Here is a 16,409-nt window from a genome sequence, read left to right on the forward strand (position 1 = left end):
TTCATCAGTGTATCGGTCAATGTAACGTAACAGTTACAGATCCCAAGTCATGTGGATATTTTGTGACCCCATTCGGTGCGGGGATGCCGCCCTTGTGAGACTATTGTTTCACAGGGGCAGCAATTTATTCAGTGACGAATGACTTCGTGGGTATTTTCGTCGTCTTCATCATCTTCGTCATCGTCTGGAGGACCAGCAATCTCGTCGTCATCCACGAGACGACGCGGATCAATAGCGCGCCAGTCGCGCTCCATGGGGGTCGCCCGATTGGCAACGAAGTCATCCAGTTCCGTGGAAGACTTCCAGCCATCATCTCCCGCATCAACAACTTCCGCGTTCTCACCAAAAGCCATCCAGCTTTCCAGCACTTCACGACTTGTCGCACCGGAAACGCGGCAGCGCTCAATACTGTCTCGCACATAGGCGCGGGCGTAAGCATTGGCGTGCATCAGGTCCATGAAGTCTTTTACAACTTCTACAGTGTCATCCTCAGATGCACCGGAGAGATCGATGATCCTGACACTCCAGGACTGGCCCTGCCCGGCAGTTTCCGTTCCCGGGTTTTCGGCTTCGTCGCTCATGAGACCTCCTGTTCGGCTTTTGCCTTGTTCAGCAGAAATTCACGCCCAATCTTGACGCGAAGCGTGCCGTCATAGGCCACGATGTCTGCCGTTGCATAGGTCTCGGACCAACGATCAGGAATAAAAGAGCCACTGCCAACAACGTCAATCGGCGCGTGAGCATCGCGCATGCTTGTGCACTTGGACACATTGAACCCTGACGACACCGTAATTTTCACTTTCGGAAAACCAGCCTCATTCAGAGCTTCGCGCATCCGCCAGATCGCAGCAGCCGAAACACCCGTGCCAACCAGATCCCGCAGCTCTGCATCGGAGCGGTAGCGACGGATCGTACCCGGCGTGTAGCGTTCCAGCACGGCGTAAGACGACTGTGGGTCCAACCCTTCCAGAAAGCGCCCACCATGCGTATCGAGGCGGACACTCAACTGCCCGGCAGCAGCTTTTTCCGGGAAACGTCGGCAGACTTCCAGCGCATCCGTCACTTCCTGTCCGAAATAGTCCACCAGAATGGTCAGCGGATCATTCGGGTAGACTTCGGCATACATCTCGGCAGCCCGGAGCGTTGAACCTGCATACCCGATCAGAGCATGCGGCATGGTCCCAAGACCGTGCTCCTGACCAAAGAAGCCAGCTGTTGCATCATTGGCATTTCCAATGAACCCACGAGCCCCTTCCTTTTGAGCTGCACGGGAGCCAACGGCTGCCGCATAGCCCATTTGTTCCTGCATTTCGAAGCCAGAACAATGACGCGCTTCCATTGCTAGGAACGGGACTTCCGGCAAGGCCATCGCCATCTGATACGCATTATGGGCAGCGACACAGGCAGCACCAAGACGCTGAAGGAGCAGGGTTTCGAGAGGAGCAAGTTTTGTGAACGGGCCAGTCAGATACAGAAGCGGTTCACCCGCGCCGACCCACTGCCCTTCTTCATAAACTTCGCGGATATGGAGGTCGAAACTCTGGGCCTTGGCCACATTTCGCAGCCAGGTGACTGCTATGCCACAGGCCGCGATGACCGGGCGGCGGATAAAAACCGCATAGGTGACTTTCGCGTCACCAAAATGTTCGACGATTTTTCGGGTTCGTCCGAAATAAGCATCGGTCCTGGATTCAATTGTTTGTTGATCCAGCGGGCCGATGGCACCGCTGGACTGTTCTAATGCGCTTTGAGAAACGGAAGAATTCATTCCTGCTTTCCTGCTCGTCGGCCTGTCAGTTCATGCGCAAGTAGAAACGCCATTTCAAGCGACTGTTCCGCATTAAGGCGTGGATCACAGAATGTTTCATACCGATCACCCAGATCGGCTTCCGTCAGGCACTGGGCACCACCAATGCATTCGGTCACATCCTGACCAGTCATTTCAAGGTGGATACCACCCGGACGACGGCCTACGGCTTCAAACACATCGAAGAAACCAAGCACTTCGCCCAGAATACTCTCGAAAGAACGCGTCTTGACCTTACTGGACGTTGTGGTGGTGTTGCCATGCATCGGGTCACACAGCCATGTGACCGTACGCCCCGTCTTGATGACGGCATCCAGAAGCGGCGGCAGATGCTCGCGCACCTTGTCCTTGCCCATACGCGAGATCAACGTAATACGACCGGCCTCGTCATTCGGATTCAGGATCTCAAGTAGCTTTTCCAGATCGGCAACTGTGGTCGTCGGACCAACCTTGATACCGATCGGGTTCTGAACGCCACGCAGGAACTCAACATGCGCGCCATCTGGCTGACGGGTGCGATCACCAATCCACAGGAAGTGCGCAGAGCAGTCATAGTAGTTACCGCTGGTGCTATCGATGCGCGTCAGTGCCTGCTCGTAGGGCAGCAGAAGAGCTTCGTGAGACGTATAGAACTCCGTCTCATCAATCTGGGATGCTGCACTGTCGAAACCACAAGCCCGCATAAAGGACAGCGTTTCGTCAATGCGATGGGCCAGATCCTGATAGCGGGCTGCGAGCGGTGAGCGCTCCACGAAGCCGAGGTTCCAGCTATGAACCTGATGCAGGTTTGCATAACCGCCATTTGCGAACGCACGCAGGAGGTTCATCACACCGGCAGACTGGAAATACCCCGTTTCCATGCGGGCAGGATCAGGGATACGGGAAGCCGCCGTGAATTCCGGACCATTGATGATGTCACCGCGGTAGCATGGCAGCGTCACACCATCGATCGTTTCCGTATTGGACGAGCGCGGCTTGGCGTACTGACCCGCCATACGGCCGATCTTCACGACAGGCACCTTGGCGGCAAATGTCAGAACCACAGCCATCTGAAGCAGCACACGGAAAGTGTCGCGGACGATATCAGCCGTAAACTCGTCAAAGCTTTCCGCACAGGCCCCACCCTGAAGCACAAAGGCTTCACCGCGGGATGCTGCGGCCAGACGCGTCTTCAGGCGGCGGGCTTCACCCGCAAAAACCAGCGGAGGATATCGATGCAGACGAGCCTCGACAGCAGCAAGCGCAGCTTCGTCTTCATAAGACGGGGCCTGGACGATCGGACGGGAACGCCAGCTTGCAGGAGACCATGACATCGTGTTGTCGGACGTCTGGGTCTTGGTCGAGGGGTGCATTGAATGCCCTCCGGGGGTCGGGAAGTGAACAGAATTGCGGGGCGCTGTTTATGGCTGAAAAAGCGCCGGGTTGATAGCGCGAAAAGTTAGATTGTAACGCATGGCACCTGTCTGCTGATGGAATGTTTCACGCACGGGCGAAACGCCGTGCCATGCCAGCCGAGACGGCCCGCCCCACACCATGACGTCTCCATGCCTCAGATCAAAGCGCCTGACCGGGTCAGTCTTCAGTAAGCCTCCAAACGCAAATCGGGCCGGAACCCCCAGAGAAACGGACACAATCGGAGATGCCAGGTCATCTTCATCCCGATCCTGATGAAGCCCCATCTTTGCGCCTGGCTCGTAGCGGTTCACCAGACACGACACGGGAGTGAAATCTGGAAATCCGGCCTCCTGCGCAGCCGCGACCGCGATATGACGAAATATATCCGGCATCTGCGGCCAGTCTTGGCCAGTCATCGGGTCGTGTCGAACGTACCGGTATCCACGGTTGTCAGTATGCCAGCCGCAGGCCCCACAACTGGTCATGGCAACAGACATTGAGCGACCACCCGGCGTCATCATGAAGCGGAAGGGAGAAATCTGGGAGAGAGAATGGATATGCTGCAGGAGCTGGTCCGCAACGGAGTCGACAAAGCCTGGAAGCCAGACCGCGCCTTTCCCGAGCTCTGCGCGAACCCGCATTTCCGCAAAGAGATCCTCCACTGCTTCCTCCTGCTCCCGCCATTCAAGATGAAAAGAACTCTTGAACCTCAGCCCAAGCGGACCGATTATAAAAAAACATGCGGTTCTGCTTTCCATATGGTGATGGGGCCGTTGATTTCCATGATTGGTTCAGGACCAGATCCCATGCTGCCCTCTTCCCGCTTTTTCTGCCATGCCCTGCTGGCGACCGCTCTGCTGGGAGGGGTGGCTCAGGCTCAGAGCACAACTTTCGGTCAGCCCTACGAAACAGCCCCCCAGCAAAACAGCACCCAGTCTCAAGTGCCGGGCGCTGAACAGAAGGCCAATGGCGGAGAGCATTTCCGTGCCCGTGGCCACCGGTCCCTGCCACCTGGCTATCAGGATGCTCCGAGCACAGAATTCGAGCACGGGCCCGATCCGGACCATGAGGCCGGTGTGGAACGCGATAGCGTAACGGGTGCCAACCTCTCCAAATTCGGGTCGTCCTATCAGGGCAGCAACAACACCCAGTCTGGCCAGCTCGGTGATGCCACCGGCAACGGCTATGTCGCTCCGCGCGGCAACGGCTGGTAAAAGAAACCAATCTTCAGCGCAGGGGTTCTGCTCTTCAGGATGCGGCTGGTATCATCCAGCCAGATCGTATGAGGAGCAGACTCCATGCCGTATATTACTGCTACTGACGGAACGAGCCTTCATGTGAAGGATATGGGCGTCGGACGCCCGGTTGTTCTGATCCACGGCTGGCCACTGACCGGCGATATGTGGGAAAAACAGACCCTCGCACTTGTCGAAGCTGGCTACCGCGTCGTTACCTATGACCGGCGCGGCTTTGGTCTCTCAGGCCACCCCATCAACTGCTACAATTACGATGTTCTGGCCGATGACCTTGCGGTCATTCTGGAACAGCTTGACCTGTGGGATGCGACCCTCGTGGGCTTCTCCATGGGCGGTGGCGAAGTTGCCCGCTATCTGACGCGCCATGGTCGCTCAAGAATTTCAAAAGCTGTGCTTCTGGCCTCCATCGTTCCATTTCTTCTGAAAACTGCGGACAATCCCGAAGGCGTGGATATTTCTGTTTTCGATGGCATCAAACAGGAAATTCGACAGGATCGCTTCGGCTTCCTGAAGAGCTTTCTGCCGGGCTTTTATGGCACGACCATGCTGCACCACCCTGTCAGTGAAGGCGTGCTGGAATGGTCTTTCACACTGGCCAGCATGGCAAGCCCAATGGCGACGCTCGACTGTGTGGACGCTTGGGGAAAAACCGATTTCCGCAGTGATCTACAATCTTTCACCATTCCCACGCTCATCATCCATGGAACGGCTGATTCAGCGGTTCCAGCTGATATCGCTGGTCGGCGTGCCGCCGATCTGATCCCGGGATCGATCTTCCGGGAATATGATGGTGCTCCGCATGGGTTGTTCTTCACCCATGCCGAACAGGTCAATGCAGACCTGCTGGAATTCCTGGCGTCCTGACCTTGAAACTCAGGTTGTTGCCCTGAGAAATGCCCTGCTGGTCGGCAGTTCTGACTGTACGATCAGCAGGGAGCCAATCGCCAGCACGAGATCATGACGAATGGACGGGTCCTGAGATTCACGCTCGAGGGCGTAAAGTTCCGTCAGTGTCGGCTCAATCGTTGCGGCTGTATGGGTGAGCGGCAGTTTACGACGCAGAAGATTGCGGATCAGACCATCCACCGCAGCTACGGCAGTATCTGGCAAACTGCCATGCTGCGCCAGCTTTCGCAGCATCAACACATTTCGCCCAACAGTCATGACTGACAGCGTCCCACGCAGCATCTCTTCAGCGCGATCGCTCGCGAGAGACCCTGCAAATCGGACGGCACGCTCCATGCTTTGCGTACCATCATTAATCCAGACGTATTCGTCCATGACGACGCCTGGAAGCGCCAGACGCCGTAGACTGCGACGCAGCTGATACCGTAGCACCTCAGCCGCCCGACGTGGCGTAAAGGGCAGAACTGCGCGGAAAATTACAACGCCGGCTCCAAGACCAAGCAGCAGGGCGATCGTCGTGTTGAACCACGAAATCTCGTCCATGCGTCCCTGATTATCCATTCCGAGAAGGAACGGGAAAAACGTACCATACGACGCTGCCATGACGGCCGTGCCAGGATTACGCGTCGCAAGGCCGCCCAACATCATGAAGAAGCCAACGGTCAGACAGAAAAAGACATAGCTGGCCGTCACAGGCATCACGACAAAAACGGGAATAACACTCGCCAATGCGGCCCAGACTGCGCCGTAAAAGAATGCGCCACTCAACAGAACCGTGTTCTCAAAGGTGGCAAAACGCGCGCAGACCACAGCGATAAAGGTCAGGAATACACTCCCTTGCGGCCACGCTGTCACTTCCCAGACATATGCCCCGAATAGAAGAGCAGCCATCGTCCGCACTCCGTTTCGGACGGCCGCGCGCCAGTCTGTGTTCCGGGTCAGGCGATGACGCTCAGAAATCGGAGCACCATCTACACTGGCGCGATAGGAACGCAGTGTTTCACAGAGGTCCGAAATCATGACCTCCACGCCTGTCAGAATGATGCCTTCATTCAGGGAATCTTCGTCGTCGCGTGGCAAAACTGCCTGCATTCGGCCTCGACATTCAGCCAGTAAGGCTTCCGTCTGAACAAGAGCTGCAATGCCGCGACGGTCGCTTTCCAGACGTGCTGGCAGCCCTTCAAGGGCAACCCCCATATCGTGAAGAAATGGGAGAAGTGCTTCCGGAATATGAGACACAGACGTCATACGCGTCTTGAGCCCCAGCCCGCGCGACAGAACACGCGCCACGAGGCCCAGCGTCACATAGGCATGTTCGACCTCGTTGCCCTGACTACGAATTTCGATCCGGGAGAACTCGATCTGATCGCTTGATGCCTGAAGCGATCCCATGAGGGCACAGAGCGTATCTGTGGCGTTGGCTTTCTGGTTCAGAACGTCCGTCAGAGCGCCGCTGGCCTTTGTAAGAATAGCCTGTAACCGCTTTCGCAGTTCTTCGCGGGCGCGGTCTGCCACATTGGGAACGAACACCATTCCCATAACCGTCTCGCAGATCACGCCCAGAAAAATGTACGTTCCACGCGCCATGGCGATGTTGAACACATTGTCCGGCTCTTTGACGGCGCCAAGAGCAATGATCGTGCAGGTGTAGCCGGCAAGAACGAGTGCATAGCCTCGAAAGTTATGCGTCAGTGTGGCGAACCCGGCGCAAAGTCCGACCCAGATCGCCAAGGCAGGAAGAAAGAGCCAGGGATACTGAGGAAACATGCCCATCAGAGCGATGGCGGCAACCATACCGGCAACCGTACCGACCAGACGCCAGCGGCCCTTGGAGATACTTTCTCCGCGGGAGTTCTGGGCGACAATCCAGACCGTCATGGCGGCCCATTGCGGCTCACCTAGTTCCATCCACAGAGCGATGGCCAGAGCCAATAGCGAAGCAATTGTCGTACGCAGGGCGAACATCACAGAGGTGATGGACGGCGCAAACAGCCAGCCGAGTTTCACGCCTGCACCTGCCCTGCTGTGTAATGGCTCATGATCTTCAGGGGCGGCAAAGGATCGTCATGAGCCATCGGAATATCAGTTCTGTTTGTCGGAAGAAGGAGGAACATGGCGCGTTGGCGTCCGCATGGTCACGAACTCCTCCGCACTTGTGGGGTGAAGGCCGATCGTGCGGTCCAGATCGCGCTTGGTCAGACCTGCCGTGACGGCAATGGCCAGCCCCTGGATGATTTCCGGTGAATCCGGGCCAATCATATGGGCACCCAGCACGACTTGGCTTTTTGAATCCACAACCAACTTCATGAACGCCTTGCCCTTACGACCAGACAGCGACTGGCGCATCGGCGTGAAAGACGAGGTATAGATATCGAGCGTGTGGTGTTCGGCAGCTTCTTCTTCCGTTAGCCCTACCGAAGCGAGGGGCTGACTGAAGAACACGGCTTTCGGCGTCGTGCCAAAAGACCACTCACGGCCTGTTTCGCCGAATAGACGCTCCGCCAGAAGATGACCTTCGGCAATGGCGGTCGGCGTGAGGTTATAAGTGTCGGTCACATCCCCGATGGCATAAATGCCCGGAACATTCGTCTTTGCATCTTCAAGGCGTGTGACAATGCGTCCGTCTGTGACCTCGACCCCAGCCAGATCCAGCCGCAGGGATGTCAGGTTGGGATGGCGCCCGGTTGCCATGAAAACGCAGTCGGTTTCGATGACCTTCCCACCCTTCACGTGAAGGGTATACCCTTCGGATGTTTTCTCAATCCGCTCCGGCGTGCTGCCCGGATGGGATGTGATGCCATTCAGTGGCACCAGCTCTGCGATATGGCGACGCATTTCCTCGTCAAAGCCACGCAGCGGCAGGTCCTGCCGATAAACGAAGTCCACCTGCGAACCGAGACCCGCAAAAATGCCTGCAAATTCAATCCCGATATAGCCGCTGCCAATAATGGCAACGCGCTCGGGCCGGTTCTCCAGATGAAACGCATCATCCGAAACAATCGCGTGCTCCGCACCGGGAATATCGAGACGCGTCGGTGCACCACCCGTCGCAATGACAATGTTCTTGGCACGAACGGTCTGAACCGCAGCATCCGGAGCAAGCTCAGACGGACCGATTTCAACCGTATTCGCATCCACAAAGCGTGCATCGCCCGTGAATAGCGCGACGCCAGCTTTCTTCAGCATTGAGACGTAAATGCCATTCAGGCGTTCGATCTCACGGTCCTTGGCATCAATCAGCGTGCGCCAGTCATGCGGTCCCGGAGTTAAATCCCAGCCATAAGCGCGGGCATCGTCGATCTCGCGGCCATACTCCGCCGCATAAACCATCAGCTTCTTCGGCACGCAGCCGAGATTGACGCAGGTTCCGCCCCAGTGACGACGCTCCGCAACCGCGACGCGCGCGCCGTTCTGGGCAGCAATACGCGCACAGCGTACCCCGCCCGATCCGGCTCCGATGACGAAAAGATCGAATTCCTGCATAAATCCCGGCCTTCCGTGCCTCTGGTCTCAGCGCTCTGCGAACGCCTTCTCGACAACATACGAACCCTGACGGCTCATGTTGCCTTCTTCAAAGCCCATACGCTCCAGAAGTGCTTCCGTATCCGCAAGCATTTCCGGCGAACCACAGATCATGACGCGATCATGCTCCGGGTCGAGCTTGTCGATGCCCAGATCCTCGAAGATCTTGCCGCTTTCGATCAGCTTCGTGATGCGATCCGTAACGGCATAGTCTTCACGCGTCACAGCCGGGTAGTACTTCAGCTTCTCAGCAACGAACTCACCCAGAAACTCATGCTCCGGCAGTTCATGACGGATGTGGTTCTCATAAGCCAGTTCGCCCGAAATACGGACCGTGTGGCTGAGGATCACATTCTCATAGCGCTCGTAGGCTTCCGGGTCCTTGATGAGGCTCATGAACGGCGCAAGGCCTGTGCCTGTGGACAGGAAGTACAGGTTACGACCCGGCTTCAGGTTATCAAGAAGCAGCGTCCCCACCGGCTTGCGACCGATCAGAACCGTATCGCCCACTTTCACATGACGCAGACGGGACGTCAGCGGCCCCTCCGGCACGGCGATGGAGAGAAACTCCATGTGATCTTCATAATTGGCCGATGCGATAGAGTAAGCGCGCAGAAGCGGCTTGCCCTCGACCTCAATGCCAATCATCGCGAACTGGCCGTTCTCGAACCGCAGGCCCGGATCACGCGTTGTGGTGAAGCTGAAAAGACGGTCCGTCCAGTGATGAACGGTCAGAACCTTTGCAGGATACAGATGAGCGTATTCCTTGCTGGGTTCAGCCAGACGATACTGTTTCGGATGGCCTTCATACGGCGTCAGGCCCGTAATGGGTTCGTCGATCTCAGGAGTCGGGGCGGCAAAACTCGGGGTGGACATATCGGTTTCTGTCTCCGGTGTGGCACGGATAACAGGTCTCGGACCTGATAAGAGCCGGACCTTTTAGCGCAATCATCACGTTTCGGAAAACCCATCTGCGTTGAACCCGATAGCCGAATGACGCAAAAGTCTTTTCATGACAGACGACTCCGTGAGCGACGCCCCCCTCTCTCCCGCCGAACGGGCCCTGAACCAGGCTGAAGCCGATTTCGGGACACCACTGGACATCACCCCCCGTGAGCGGCCAGCGCTGCTTCGGCAGGTCGCCCGGCGGCTTGAGGGTAATGAAGCTACCCTCCCCCACGAGGCCTTGATCGACGCGCTGTGCGTCGTACGGCGTAAGACATGGGCGTCCCAGCTCATGAATGTCGCCCGCCGTGCCGGTGAAGTCTGGGTCACGAAGGCCGATACACAGGAAGCTGCCGCCCGCACGCATGACCCTCGTGCCGACATTGCGGCTCTGCGCCTCACGCTAGAGGATGTTCTGGTCTCACGCTGGCAGGATCTGGGAGACTCGCCACGCAGCGTTCTGGAAGAGGTTCGTGCCGATCTTGCAGATGCCGGCCTGATCCTGTCTGGCGGCCAGCTTGAAAAGCTTTCCCGCAGTATTGCAAGCGCATTCGGAAGCGTTGACCTTGGCTTCGAAGACGATCTCCGCCTGGCGGAAGAGCGCCGTGCCCGCGAACAGGCTGACATTCAGGCTCGTGCAGAACGTCGCCGGGAGCGTGAGCTCGAACGCCTGAAAGAGTGGGAAGCCAATCTTGCCGGGTTTGAAGAAGTCCCGGGCATTCTCCATTGTTCCCGGCGTGAAGCGTTGCGGTGGGTGGCGGAAAACCGTCTTCCCATTGCCAAACGCGAAACACGTGACGACGGCATCGAGCTGTTCTTCTTCGATCCAGACGAACTGAAGAAGCTTCGTGCACGCCTTCCCGAGTGGCGCAGCGGCACACCGGATCGTCCGGAAAAGCTGGAACGTGGCACCAAGGTCGGCAATGCTGCCATTGCCCGCGTTGCAGCGCTGGATCGTTTTGCGGCTCATTTCCGCACGGCGCGTTCTCTCAAGCGCCGCATTACGCTCGTAACGGGCCCGACCAATTCGGGAAAGTCCTACACAGCGCTCAATGCTCTCGCCAATGCAGAAAGTGGCCTGGCCCTCGCCCCTCTTCGTCTCCTGGCGCATGAATTTCGGGAAGCTCTGCTGACCCGTGGCGTTCCCGCATCTCTGGCCACGGGTGAAGAGCGCATTGAAATGCCCGGTGCCCGCCACCTGGCAGCAACGGTCGAAATGTGCCCGTTCCATAAGCCAGTGGACGTCGCCATCATTGATGAGGCCCAGATGCTGGCAGACCCGGATCGGGGTGCCGCATGGACAGCTGCGATCATGGGTGTGCCGGCTCGGCATGTGTACATTCTTGGCGCTGCGGACTGTATCCCGCTCGTCAAACGGATTGCCGAACTCTGTGACGATCCGGTGGACGAGATCCATCTCGAACGAAAAAGTCCGCTCAAAGCTGGCGGAACGGTTCATCTCAGCGAATTGACGGTCGGCGATGCGGTCATTGCGTTTTCACGGCGTGAAGTTCTGGACATGCGGGCCGAGCTTATGGCCCGTGGACGCCGGGTGGCTGTTGTTTATGGCGCCCTCAGCCCGGAAGTGCGCCGCGCAGAAGCCGCCCGTTTCAACAATGGCGATGCAGACATTCTGATTGCGACAGATGCTATCGGAATGGGATTGAACCTCTCCATCCGCCGCGTTGTTTTCAGCGCCCTGCGCAAGTTTGATGGGCGTCAGACCCGCGATCTGATCTCGCAGGAGGTCAAACAGATCGGTGGGCGTGCTGGACGCTACGGCAAGCATGAGGAAGGCCTTGTCTGCGTTCTTGCAGAATCTGGCAGCCCGACTTTCGTTCGCCACATGCTGGCTGCTCCTCCAGAACCTGTGACGGAACTGCGTCCACTGGTTCAGCCAGACTCAGACATCGTGCGTGCCGTTGCTGAAGAAATCGGCAGCGACAGCCTCTATGGCGTTCTGACACGCATCAAGCACGCTGTTCTGCGGCCAGATGATCCAAACTACCGCCTGGCGGACATGGAACAGTCTCTCGAGATTGCTGCCGCCCTGGAAGGCGTGGAAAACCTCGATCTGACCACACGCTGGACCTACGCCATGTGCCCGATTGATGAGCGGGACAATGGGATTCAGCGACTGGTGAGTTGGGCCGCGGATCACGCTGCTGGTCGCCCGGTTCCGCCACCAGGAACGGGTCGCCTGCCCCATCCAGAGCAGGCCGGCCGCGAAGAGCTGGAACGGGCAGAAAAGCGCCATAAGCGCCTTGTCGCGTGGCGCTGGCTGGCATTGCGCTTCCCGGAAGCCTATCCCGCGCAGCAGAACGCTGAGATCAACACGTCGATCCTGAATGACTGGATTGAGCAGGTTCTTCGCACCCAGAGCCGGATGCGCGAAAGCCAGAAGCAGCAGCGCGGCGGGTTCACGCCGAGAGGCCGCAGTGACAAGCCTTTTGCCGGAAAATCAGGCCATCCTGCCAAGCCGGGCTTCAAGAAAAAAGGGAAGCCTGGTGGCTTCCCTCGGAAACGAAGCTGAAAAGCTGTTCCGAAGGGCAGGAAACATCCTGCCCTTCGAAGCACCTTAACCTTCTGCGGCGTCTTCTGCCTGCCGAACGCGCCGTTCTACCCATTTCTGGGCCTGCAGCTTGATAAGCGGACTGAGCTGCCGATAGAGGTTCAGGAACATGCTTTCATCGGGGGTCAGCGTTTCCTGAATTTCCTTGTACGCCATGCCGGTCAAGAGCACTTCAGCGTCCACCCCGAGGGCCTCAGCCAATGCGCCTAGATGCTTACCGACGTGGCCGGAGCGCCCGGTTTCCCAGAAAGCCACGGCAGACCGCGAAATTCCAACCCGATCTGCAAGCTGCTGCTGATTCAGTCCAACCATTTCCCGAAGAAGACGGATACGGCGTCCAAGCTCCAGCCCCGGTGAGAGCCGCTCTGGCCCATTTTCTTCCGTAGGTTGAGTCATTTTTTTCATCCCAAGCATCACCGTACCTTCAAGCACCTGAAACGCACGCTCTTCAGATTGAGAAGGTATCAACAAGACCGCAGCTATCGGAAAAACTTCATCAATTTGCAAATAATTTTTATCACAGGATAAAGTTAAAAATAATCTGACATAGCTTTACGCATCACGATTACTTCGTATCAGGCGAAATTTCAGCCAACCTCGGTAGCAATCATAATTTTTGACTATCAATATCTGCCGAAGTCAAAACAATCATGGCGATCCCAGATTGTGAATTCAAAGTGAGCTCTCCTCTCTGACCGATAGACCAGGAGCGCACGTCTTCCAGATTTTTGACGAAATGACTTTCGATCCCCATGCCAGAGCCAATACAGGCCATCCGGGTCATCGCCATCGGGGCGAACCGTATTGTGTTCCCCTTAATCACGGCATGACCCATCAGCCTGTTACAGCCACCAAACCCCGAAACGCGACCGTTTTGATTGAGCGTTAATACAGGCTTTCTGGCCGTCGGCTCCAAAGGTTTGCCGTCCAGGGCCTGCACGCTCCAGGTTCCGTAAGGGGATGATGCAGCAGGCGCAGAGACACGATGAACCAGAATGTTCGGCTGATCAGGCCCATGAAAATCTTCGGTGGTGAACAGCAAGGTATCACCCACACGAATTTCTGCACGCACCGCGTAACGAAACCCGCTTTTCAATGCGGGGTAGCGCAATGTGTAAGCAATCGGGCCCGGACGGAGAATATCCTGACGGCTCTCTGCCAGAGTAATCGCGGGGGCATCTGCGCGGGAAATGTCTTCAAGCTGAACTGTGAGAACAGCCCCAGCCGGGAGCGCCATACGCTCCCGGTACGTCACCGTCCCGCTCAAAGTTTCCAGAGGCTCGGCTTTTGCCATCTGGACAAAGGCACTTCCTGCCACAAGGGAAAGAGCGAAACGGCGTGTTATCATCTTAACAATAGTCCTTAGCCAATACGGGTTAGCCCACCCATATAGGAACGCAGAACTTCAGGAATGGTTATGCTGCCATCTTCGTTCTGGTAGGTTTCCATCACGGCAATCATCGTCCGCCCCACAGCCAGACCGGAGCCGTTCAGCGTATTCACGAAGGCCGGACCATTCTCGGAGCGATACCGGGCTTTCATGCGCCGAGCCTGAAATGCACGGGTGTTGGAGCAGGAGGAAATCTCGCGCCAGGCCTGCTGTCCAGGGATCCACGCTTCCAGATCGAACGTCTTGGCCGCACCAAAACCCGTATCGCCCGCACACAGCAGAATACGGCGGAACGTGATGCCAAGGCGCTCCAGAATGGTCTCGGCGGCCTGCGTCATGCGCTCATGTTCGGCATCGCTGTCTTCAGGCTTCACGATGGAAACGAGTTCGCATTTCGTAAACTGATGCTGGCGCAGCATCCCGCGCACATCACGGCCCGCAGACCCAGCCTCTGAGCGGAAACACTGAGACAGTGCCGTCAAACGGATCGGCAGCGCATCGGCGGGCAGAATATCACCCATGACAGAGGCCGTCAGCGGAACCTCTGCTGTCGGGATCAGCCAGCGACCATCTTCCGTACGGAAGGAATCCTCAGCAAACTTCGGCAGCTTGTCGGTGCCGTACATCGCCGCATCATTCACCAGCAGTGGAACGCTGGTTTCGCTGTAACCAAACTCGGTCGTATGTGTGTCCAGCATGAACTGACCCAGCGCACGCTCCAGACGGGCCAGCGCGCCACGGAGAACGACAAAGCGCGTCCCGGACAGCTTGGCCGCCGTCGGAAAGTCCATCAGGCCAAGAGCTTCACCCAGCTCGAAATGCTGCTTCGGCTCAAATGTGAATTCGCGCTTTTCGCCACGATAGTGAACGACGACGTTCTCATCCTCGCTTTTCCCATCCGGCACGGACGGGTCAAGCTGGTTCGGCAGAGACGCCAGAACATCGTCGATGCTCTTTTCGATGATGGCCGCACGCTCTTCCAGACCCGTAATCCGGTCACGCAGTTCGACTGCCTGCGCTTCGAGAGCGGACGTATCGGCGCCAGTGCGCTTGCCCTGCCCGATCTCCTTGGCCAGCGTTTTGCGGGTCGCCTGAGCCTCCTGCAGCGCCGCCAGAGCGGCGCGGCGCTCTTCATCTTCGGAGACGATTTTCTGCCCCACAGGTGACAGGCCCCGACGCTCAAGAGCAGCGTCAAATGCGGCCGGATCGGCGCGCAGGGCTTTCAGGTCATGCATGGTTCAGGGCTCCGTCAGTCTTCTTCGTCAGTCACGGGCTTCGGCTCAACCAGCCGCGCCACAAGAATGGATACCTCGTACAGCGCCACAAGCGGAATGGCGAGGCTCAGCATGGTAATGGCATCAGGCGGGGCAATCACGGCCGCCACGGCGAAGGATGCCACCACCGCATAACGGCGGAATTTCTTGAGCTGTGCCGTCCCGATCAGCCCCACACGCACCAGCAAGGTCAGGATCACCGGAAGCTCGAAGCAGATCCCAAATGCGAGGATCATCTTCGTCACGAGCGTCAGATATTCAGACACCTTGGCCTGAAGTTCGATGTCCATTCCACCATTGCCCGATGTCTGGAACGACAGGAAGAACTTCCAGGCAAACGGGAACACGACATAATAGGCCAGCGCGGCACCGACGGTGAACATGACAGGCGTTGCAACGAGGAATGGCGCGAACGCCTTCTTCTCACTGCGATACAGGCCGGGCGCGATGAAAATCCACGCCTGAATGGCAATCATCGGAAAAGACAGACACGTCGCGCCAAACACCGCCACACGAATATACGTGAAGAACGCCTCATAAAGCGCCGTATAGATCAGATGTGGCTGTTCACCCTTCTCTCGCATGATATTGCCGAGAGGCGCTGCAAGAAACCGGTAGATATCGCCCGCATAGTGATAGCAGATCACAAAGGCGATCACGAACGTTGCAATGGACCAGATCAGCCGGCGCCGAAGCTCGACAATATGGTCGAGCAACGGCATCGGGGTGTCCTGGATCGTATCGGAGTCCGTCATGCGTCTTTCTCCGCGCTCGAAATGGCAACGCGCCGGCCATGATGAAGTGCACGGACAGGCGGCAGAATATCGGGCGCCCGCCACCGGGGGCGCTCATGCATCAGGCGCCGTGCTGTTGCGGGTGGAAGGATGGATGGCGCGTCCACAATGTCATCATTGAGCTCTTCTTCCGCCTGATCCTGAACCATCGCGTTGTAGGGGCGGCTCTCACCACCGCCAAAAGAAGATGGAGGCATCGGTGGAGGAGCCGGGACCCGTGGCAGATCGTTGACACTGGAAGACGACACTGCTGCGCCGCTGGTATCAATGTCCAGACTACGGCGAATGGAATTATCGCTGTCGATCGCCTTCGTGACGCGGTCCCGCAGATTGAAGTTCTTCAGGTCCCGAAACTGATCCCGCGCTTCAGACAGGTCCGCTTCCCGTACCATATCATCAATATGAGACTGGAATTCACCAGCCATCCGGCGCATCGCCTTGATACCGTTTGAGAGTGTACGAATGGCAACCGGCAGATCTTTCGGCCGAATAAAAACCATTGCCACGACGACAAAAAGGGCAATTTCAGAGAAACTGAAGTCAAACAT

The 16,409-nt window shown here is 57.3% G+C and carries 15 protein-coding genes; 3 read left to right on the plus strand and 12 right to left on the minus strand.

What is annotated here, in order from left to right:
* Positions 1 to 128: 128 nt before the first annotated feature.
* From HK24_RS11420 to alkB, 4 genes are read right to left on the minus strand one after another with little or no spacing between them, the layout of a single operon-like run.
* Entirely contained in the window at positions 129 to 581 is a 453-nt protein-coding gene (locus HK24_RS11420) for a hypothetical protein (protein WP_086634570.1), read from the minus strand.
* Complete coding sequence (locus HK24_RS11425) at positions 578 to 1,768, minus strand: nicotinate phosphoribosyltransferase (RefSeq protein ID WP_086634571.1); 1,191 nt, start codon at positions 1,766 to 1,768, stop codon at positions 578 to 580. Before HK24_RS11425 ends, HK24_RS11420 begins: the two co-directional genes overlap by 4 nt.
* Positions 1,765 to 3,159: a class II 3-deoxy-7-phosphoheptulonate synthase gene (locus HK24_RS11430; RefSeq protein WP_086634572.1), complete on the minus strand. Its 1,395-nt coding sequence runs from the start codon at positions 3,157 to 3,159 to the stop codon at positions 1,765 to 1,767. The genes HK24_RS11425 and HK24_RS11430 overlap by 4 nt, the downstream gene beginning before the upstream one ends.
* A 48-nt stretch (positions 3,160 to 3,207) precedes the next feature.
* Positions 3,208 to 3,864, minus strand: a complete 657-nt coding sequence (alkB, locus tag HK24_RS11435; protein ID WP_086634601.1) for a DNA oxidative demethylase AlkB — start codon at positions 3,862 to 3,864, stop codon at positions 3,208 to 3,210.
* A 96-nt stretch (positions 3,865 to 3,960) separates the two neighbouring features.
* On the opposite strand from alkB, the gene HK24_RS11440 reads away from it, so the two are divergent.
* Together HK24_RS11440 and HK24_RS11445 are read left to right on the plus strand one after the other, a co-directional pair.
* Entirely contained in the window at positions 3,961 to 4,416 is a 456-nt protein-coding gene (locus HK24_RS11440) for a hypothetical protein (protein WP_086634573.1), read from the plus strand.
* A gap of 84 nt (positions 4,417 to 4,500) precedes the next feature.
* Positions 4,501 to 5,322: an alpha/beta fold hydrolase gene (locus HK24_RS11445; RefSeq protein WP_086634574.1), complete on the plus strand. Its 822-nt coding sequence runs from the start codon at positions 4,501 to 4,503 to the stop codon at positions 5,320 to 5,322.
* 9 nt (positions 5,323 to 5,331) lie between these two features.
* On the opposite strand, the gene HK24_RS11450 is transcribed toward HK24_RS11445, so the two are convergent.
* The 3 genes from HK24_RS11450 to HK24_RS11460 all read right to left on the minus strand — a co-directional run bounded on the left by HK24_RS11450 (position 5,332) and on the right by HK24_RS11460 (position 9,762).
* Positions 5,332 to 7,371 carry an FUSC family protein gene (locus HK24_RS11450; RefSeq protein ID WP_086634575.1) on the minus strand — a complete coding sequence of 680 codons (2,040 nt, stop codon included), beginning with the start codon at positions 7,369 to 7,371 and terminating at the stop codon, positions 5,332 to 5,334.
* 75 nt (positions 7,372 to 7,446) lie between these two features.
* Entirely contained in the window at positions 7,447 to 8,847 is a 1,401-nt protein-coding gene (gorA, locus tag HK24_RS11455; RefSeq protein ID WP_086634576.1) for a glutathione-disulfide reductase, read from the minus strand.
* 27 nt (positions 8,848 to 8,874) lie between these two features.
* Positions 8,875 to 9,762 (minus strand): ferredoxin--NADP reductase, encoded by an 888-nt coding sequence (locus tag HK24_RS11460; protein ID WP_046899709.1) that lies wholly within the window; start codon positions 9,760 to 9,762, stop codon positions 8,875 to 8,877.
* Positions 9,763 to 9,898: 136 nt separating this feature from the next.
* Between HK24_RS11460 and HK24_RS11465 the strand changes: the two genes are divergently transcribed.
* Positions 9,899 to 12,364, plus strand: coding sequence for a helicase-related protein (locus tag HK24_RS11465; RefSeq protein WP_174694765.1), 2,466 nt, complete (start codon positions 9,899 to 9,901; stop codon positions 12,362 to 12,364).
* Positions 12,365 to 12,409: 45 nt separating this feature from the next.
* Here the strand turns inward: HK24_RS11465 and HK24_RS11470 are convergent, their stop codons facing one another.
* From HK24_RS11470 to tatB, 5 genes are all read right to left on the minus strand, one after another.
* Positions 12,410 to 12,799: a helix-turn-helix domain-containing protein gene (locus HK24_RS11470; RefSeq protein ID WP_099211091.1), complete on the minus strand. Its 390-nt coding sequence runs from the start codon at positions 12,797 to 12,799 to the stop codon at positions 12,410 to 12,412.
* A gap of 211 nt (positions 12,800 to 13,010) precedes the next feature.
* Positions 13,011 to 13,751, minus strand: coding sequence for an META domain-containing protein (locus HK24_RS11475; protein ID WP_086634577.1), 741 nt, complete (start codon positions 13,749 to 13,751; stop codon positions 13,011 to 13,013).
* 14 nt (positions 13,752 to 13,765) lie between these two features.
* Entirely contained in the window at positions 13,766 to 15,028 is a 1,263-nt protein-coding gene (gene serS, locus HK24_RS11480) for a serine--tRNA ligase (RefSeq protein ID WP_046899711.1), read from the minus strand.
* A gap of 14 nt (positions 15,029 to 15,042) precedes the next feature.
* Positions 15,043 to 15,822: a twin-arginine translocase subunit TatC gene (tatC, locus tag HK24_RS11485; RefSeq protein WP_086634578.1), complete on the minus strand. Its 780-nt coding sequence runs from the start codon at positions 15,820 to 15,822 to the stop codon at positions 15,043 to 15,045.
* Complete coding sequence (gene tatB / locus HK24_RS11490) at positions 15,819 to 16,409, minus strand: Sec-independent protein translocase protein TatB (RefSeq protein ID WP_086634579.1); 591 nt, start codon at positions 16,407 to 16,409, stop codon at positions 15,819 to 15,821. The genes tatC and tatB overlap by 4 nt, the downstream gene beginning before the upstream one ends.

The organism is Gluconobacter sp. DsW_058 (genome assembly GCF_002153615.1).
GTDB lineage: Bacteria > Pseudomonadota > Alphaproteobacteria > Acetobacterales > Acetobacteraceae > Gluconobacter > Gluconobacter cerinus.

What these genes read in the sequence shown, in the direction of transcription:
- HK24_RS11420 (WP_086634570.1), bottom strand. Translation starts at nt 581, where the DNA reads ATGAGCGACGAAGCCGAAAACCCGGGAACGGAAACTGCCGGGCAGGGC.
- HK24_RS11425 (WP_086634571.1), bottom strand. Translation starts at nt 1,768, where the DNA reads ATGAATTCTTCCGTTTCTCAAAGCGCATTAGAACAGTCCAGCGGTGCC.
- HK24_RS11430 (WP_086634572.1), bottom strand. Translation starts at nt 3,159, where the DNA reads ATGCACCCCTCGACCAAGACCCAGACGTCCGACAACACGATGTCATGG.
- HK24_RS11440 (WP_086634573.1), top strand. Translation starts at nt 3,961, where the DNA reads ATGGTGATGGGGCCGTTGATTTCCATGATTGGTTCAGGACCAGATCCC.
- HK24_RS11445 (WP_086634574.1), top strand. Translation starts at nt 4,501, where the DNA reads ATGCCGTATATTACTGCTACTGACGGAACGAGCCTTCATGTGAAGGAT.
- gorA (WP_086634576.1), bottom strand. Translation starts at nt 8,847, where the DNA reads ATGCAGGAATTCGATCTTTTCGTCATCGGAGCCGGATCGGGCGGGGTA.
- HK24_RS11460 (WP_046899709.1), bottom strand. Translation starts at nt 9,762, where the DNA reads ATGTCCACCCCGAGTTTTGCCGCCCCGACTCCTGAGATCGACGAACCC.
- HK24_RS11465 (WP_174694765.1), top strand. Translation starts at nt 9,899, where the DNA reads ATGACAGACGACTCCGTGAGCGACGCCCCCCTCTCTCCCGCCGAACGG.
- HK24_RS11470 (WP_099211091.1), bottom strand. Translation starts at nt 12,799, where the DNA reads ATGACTCAACCTACGGAAGAAAATGGGCCAGAGCGGCTCTCACCGGGG.
- HK24_RS11475 (WP_086634577.1), bottom strand. Translation starts at nt 13,751, where the DNA reads ATGATAACACGCCGTTTCGCTCTTTCCCTTGTGGCAGGAAGTGCCTTT.
- serS (WP_046899711.1), bottom strand. Translation starts at nt 15,028, where the DNA reads ATGCATGACCTGAAAGCCCTGCGCGCCGATCCGGCCGCATTTGACGCT.
- tatC (WP_086634578.1), bottom strand. Translation starts at nt 15,822, where the DNA reads ATGACGGACTCCGATACGATCCAGGACACCCCGATGCCGTTGCTCGAC.
- tatB (WP_086634579.1), bottom strand. Translation starts at nt 16,409, where the DNA reads ATGTTTGACTTCAGTTTCTCTGAAATTGCCCTTTTTGTCGTCGTGGCA.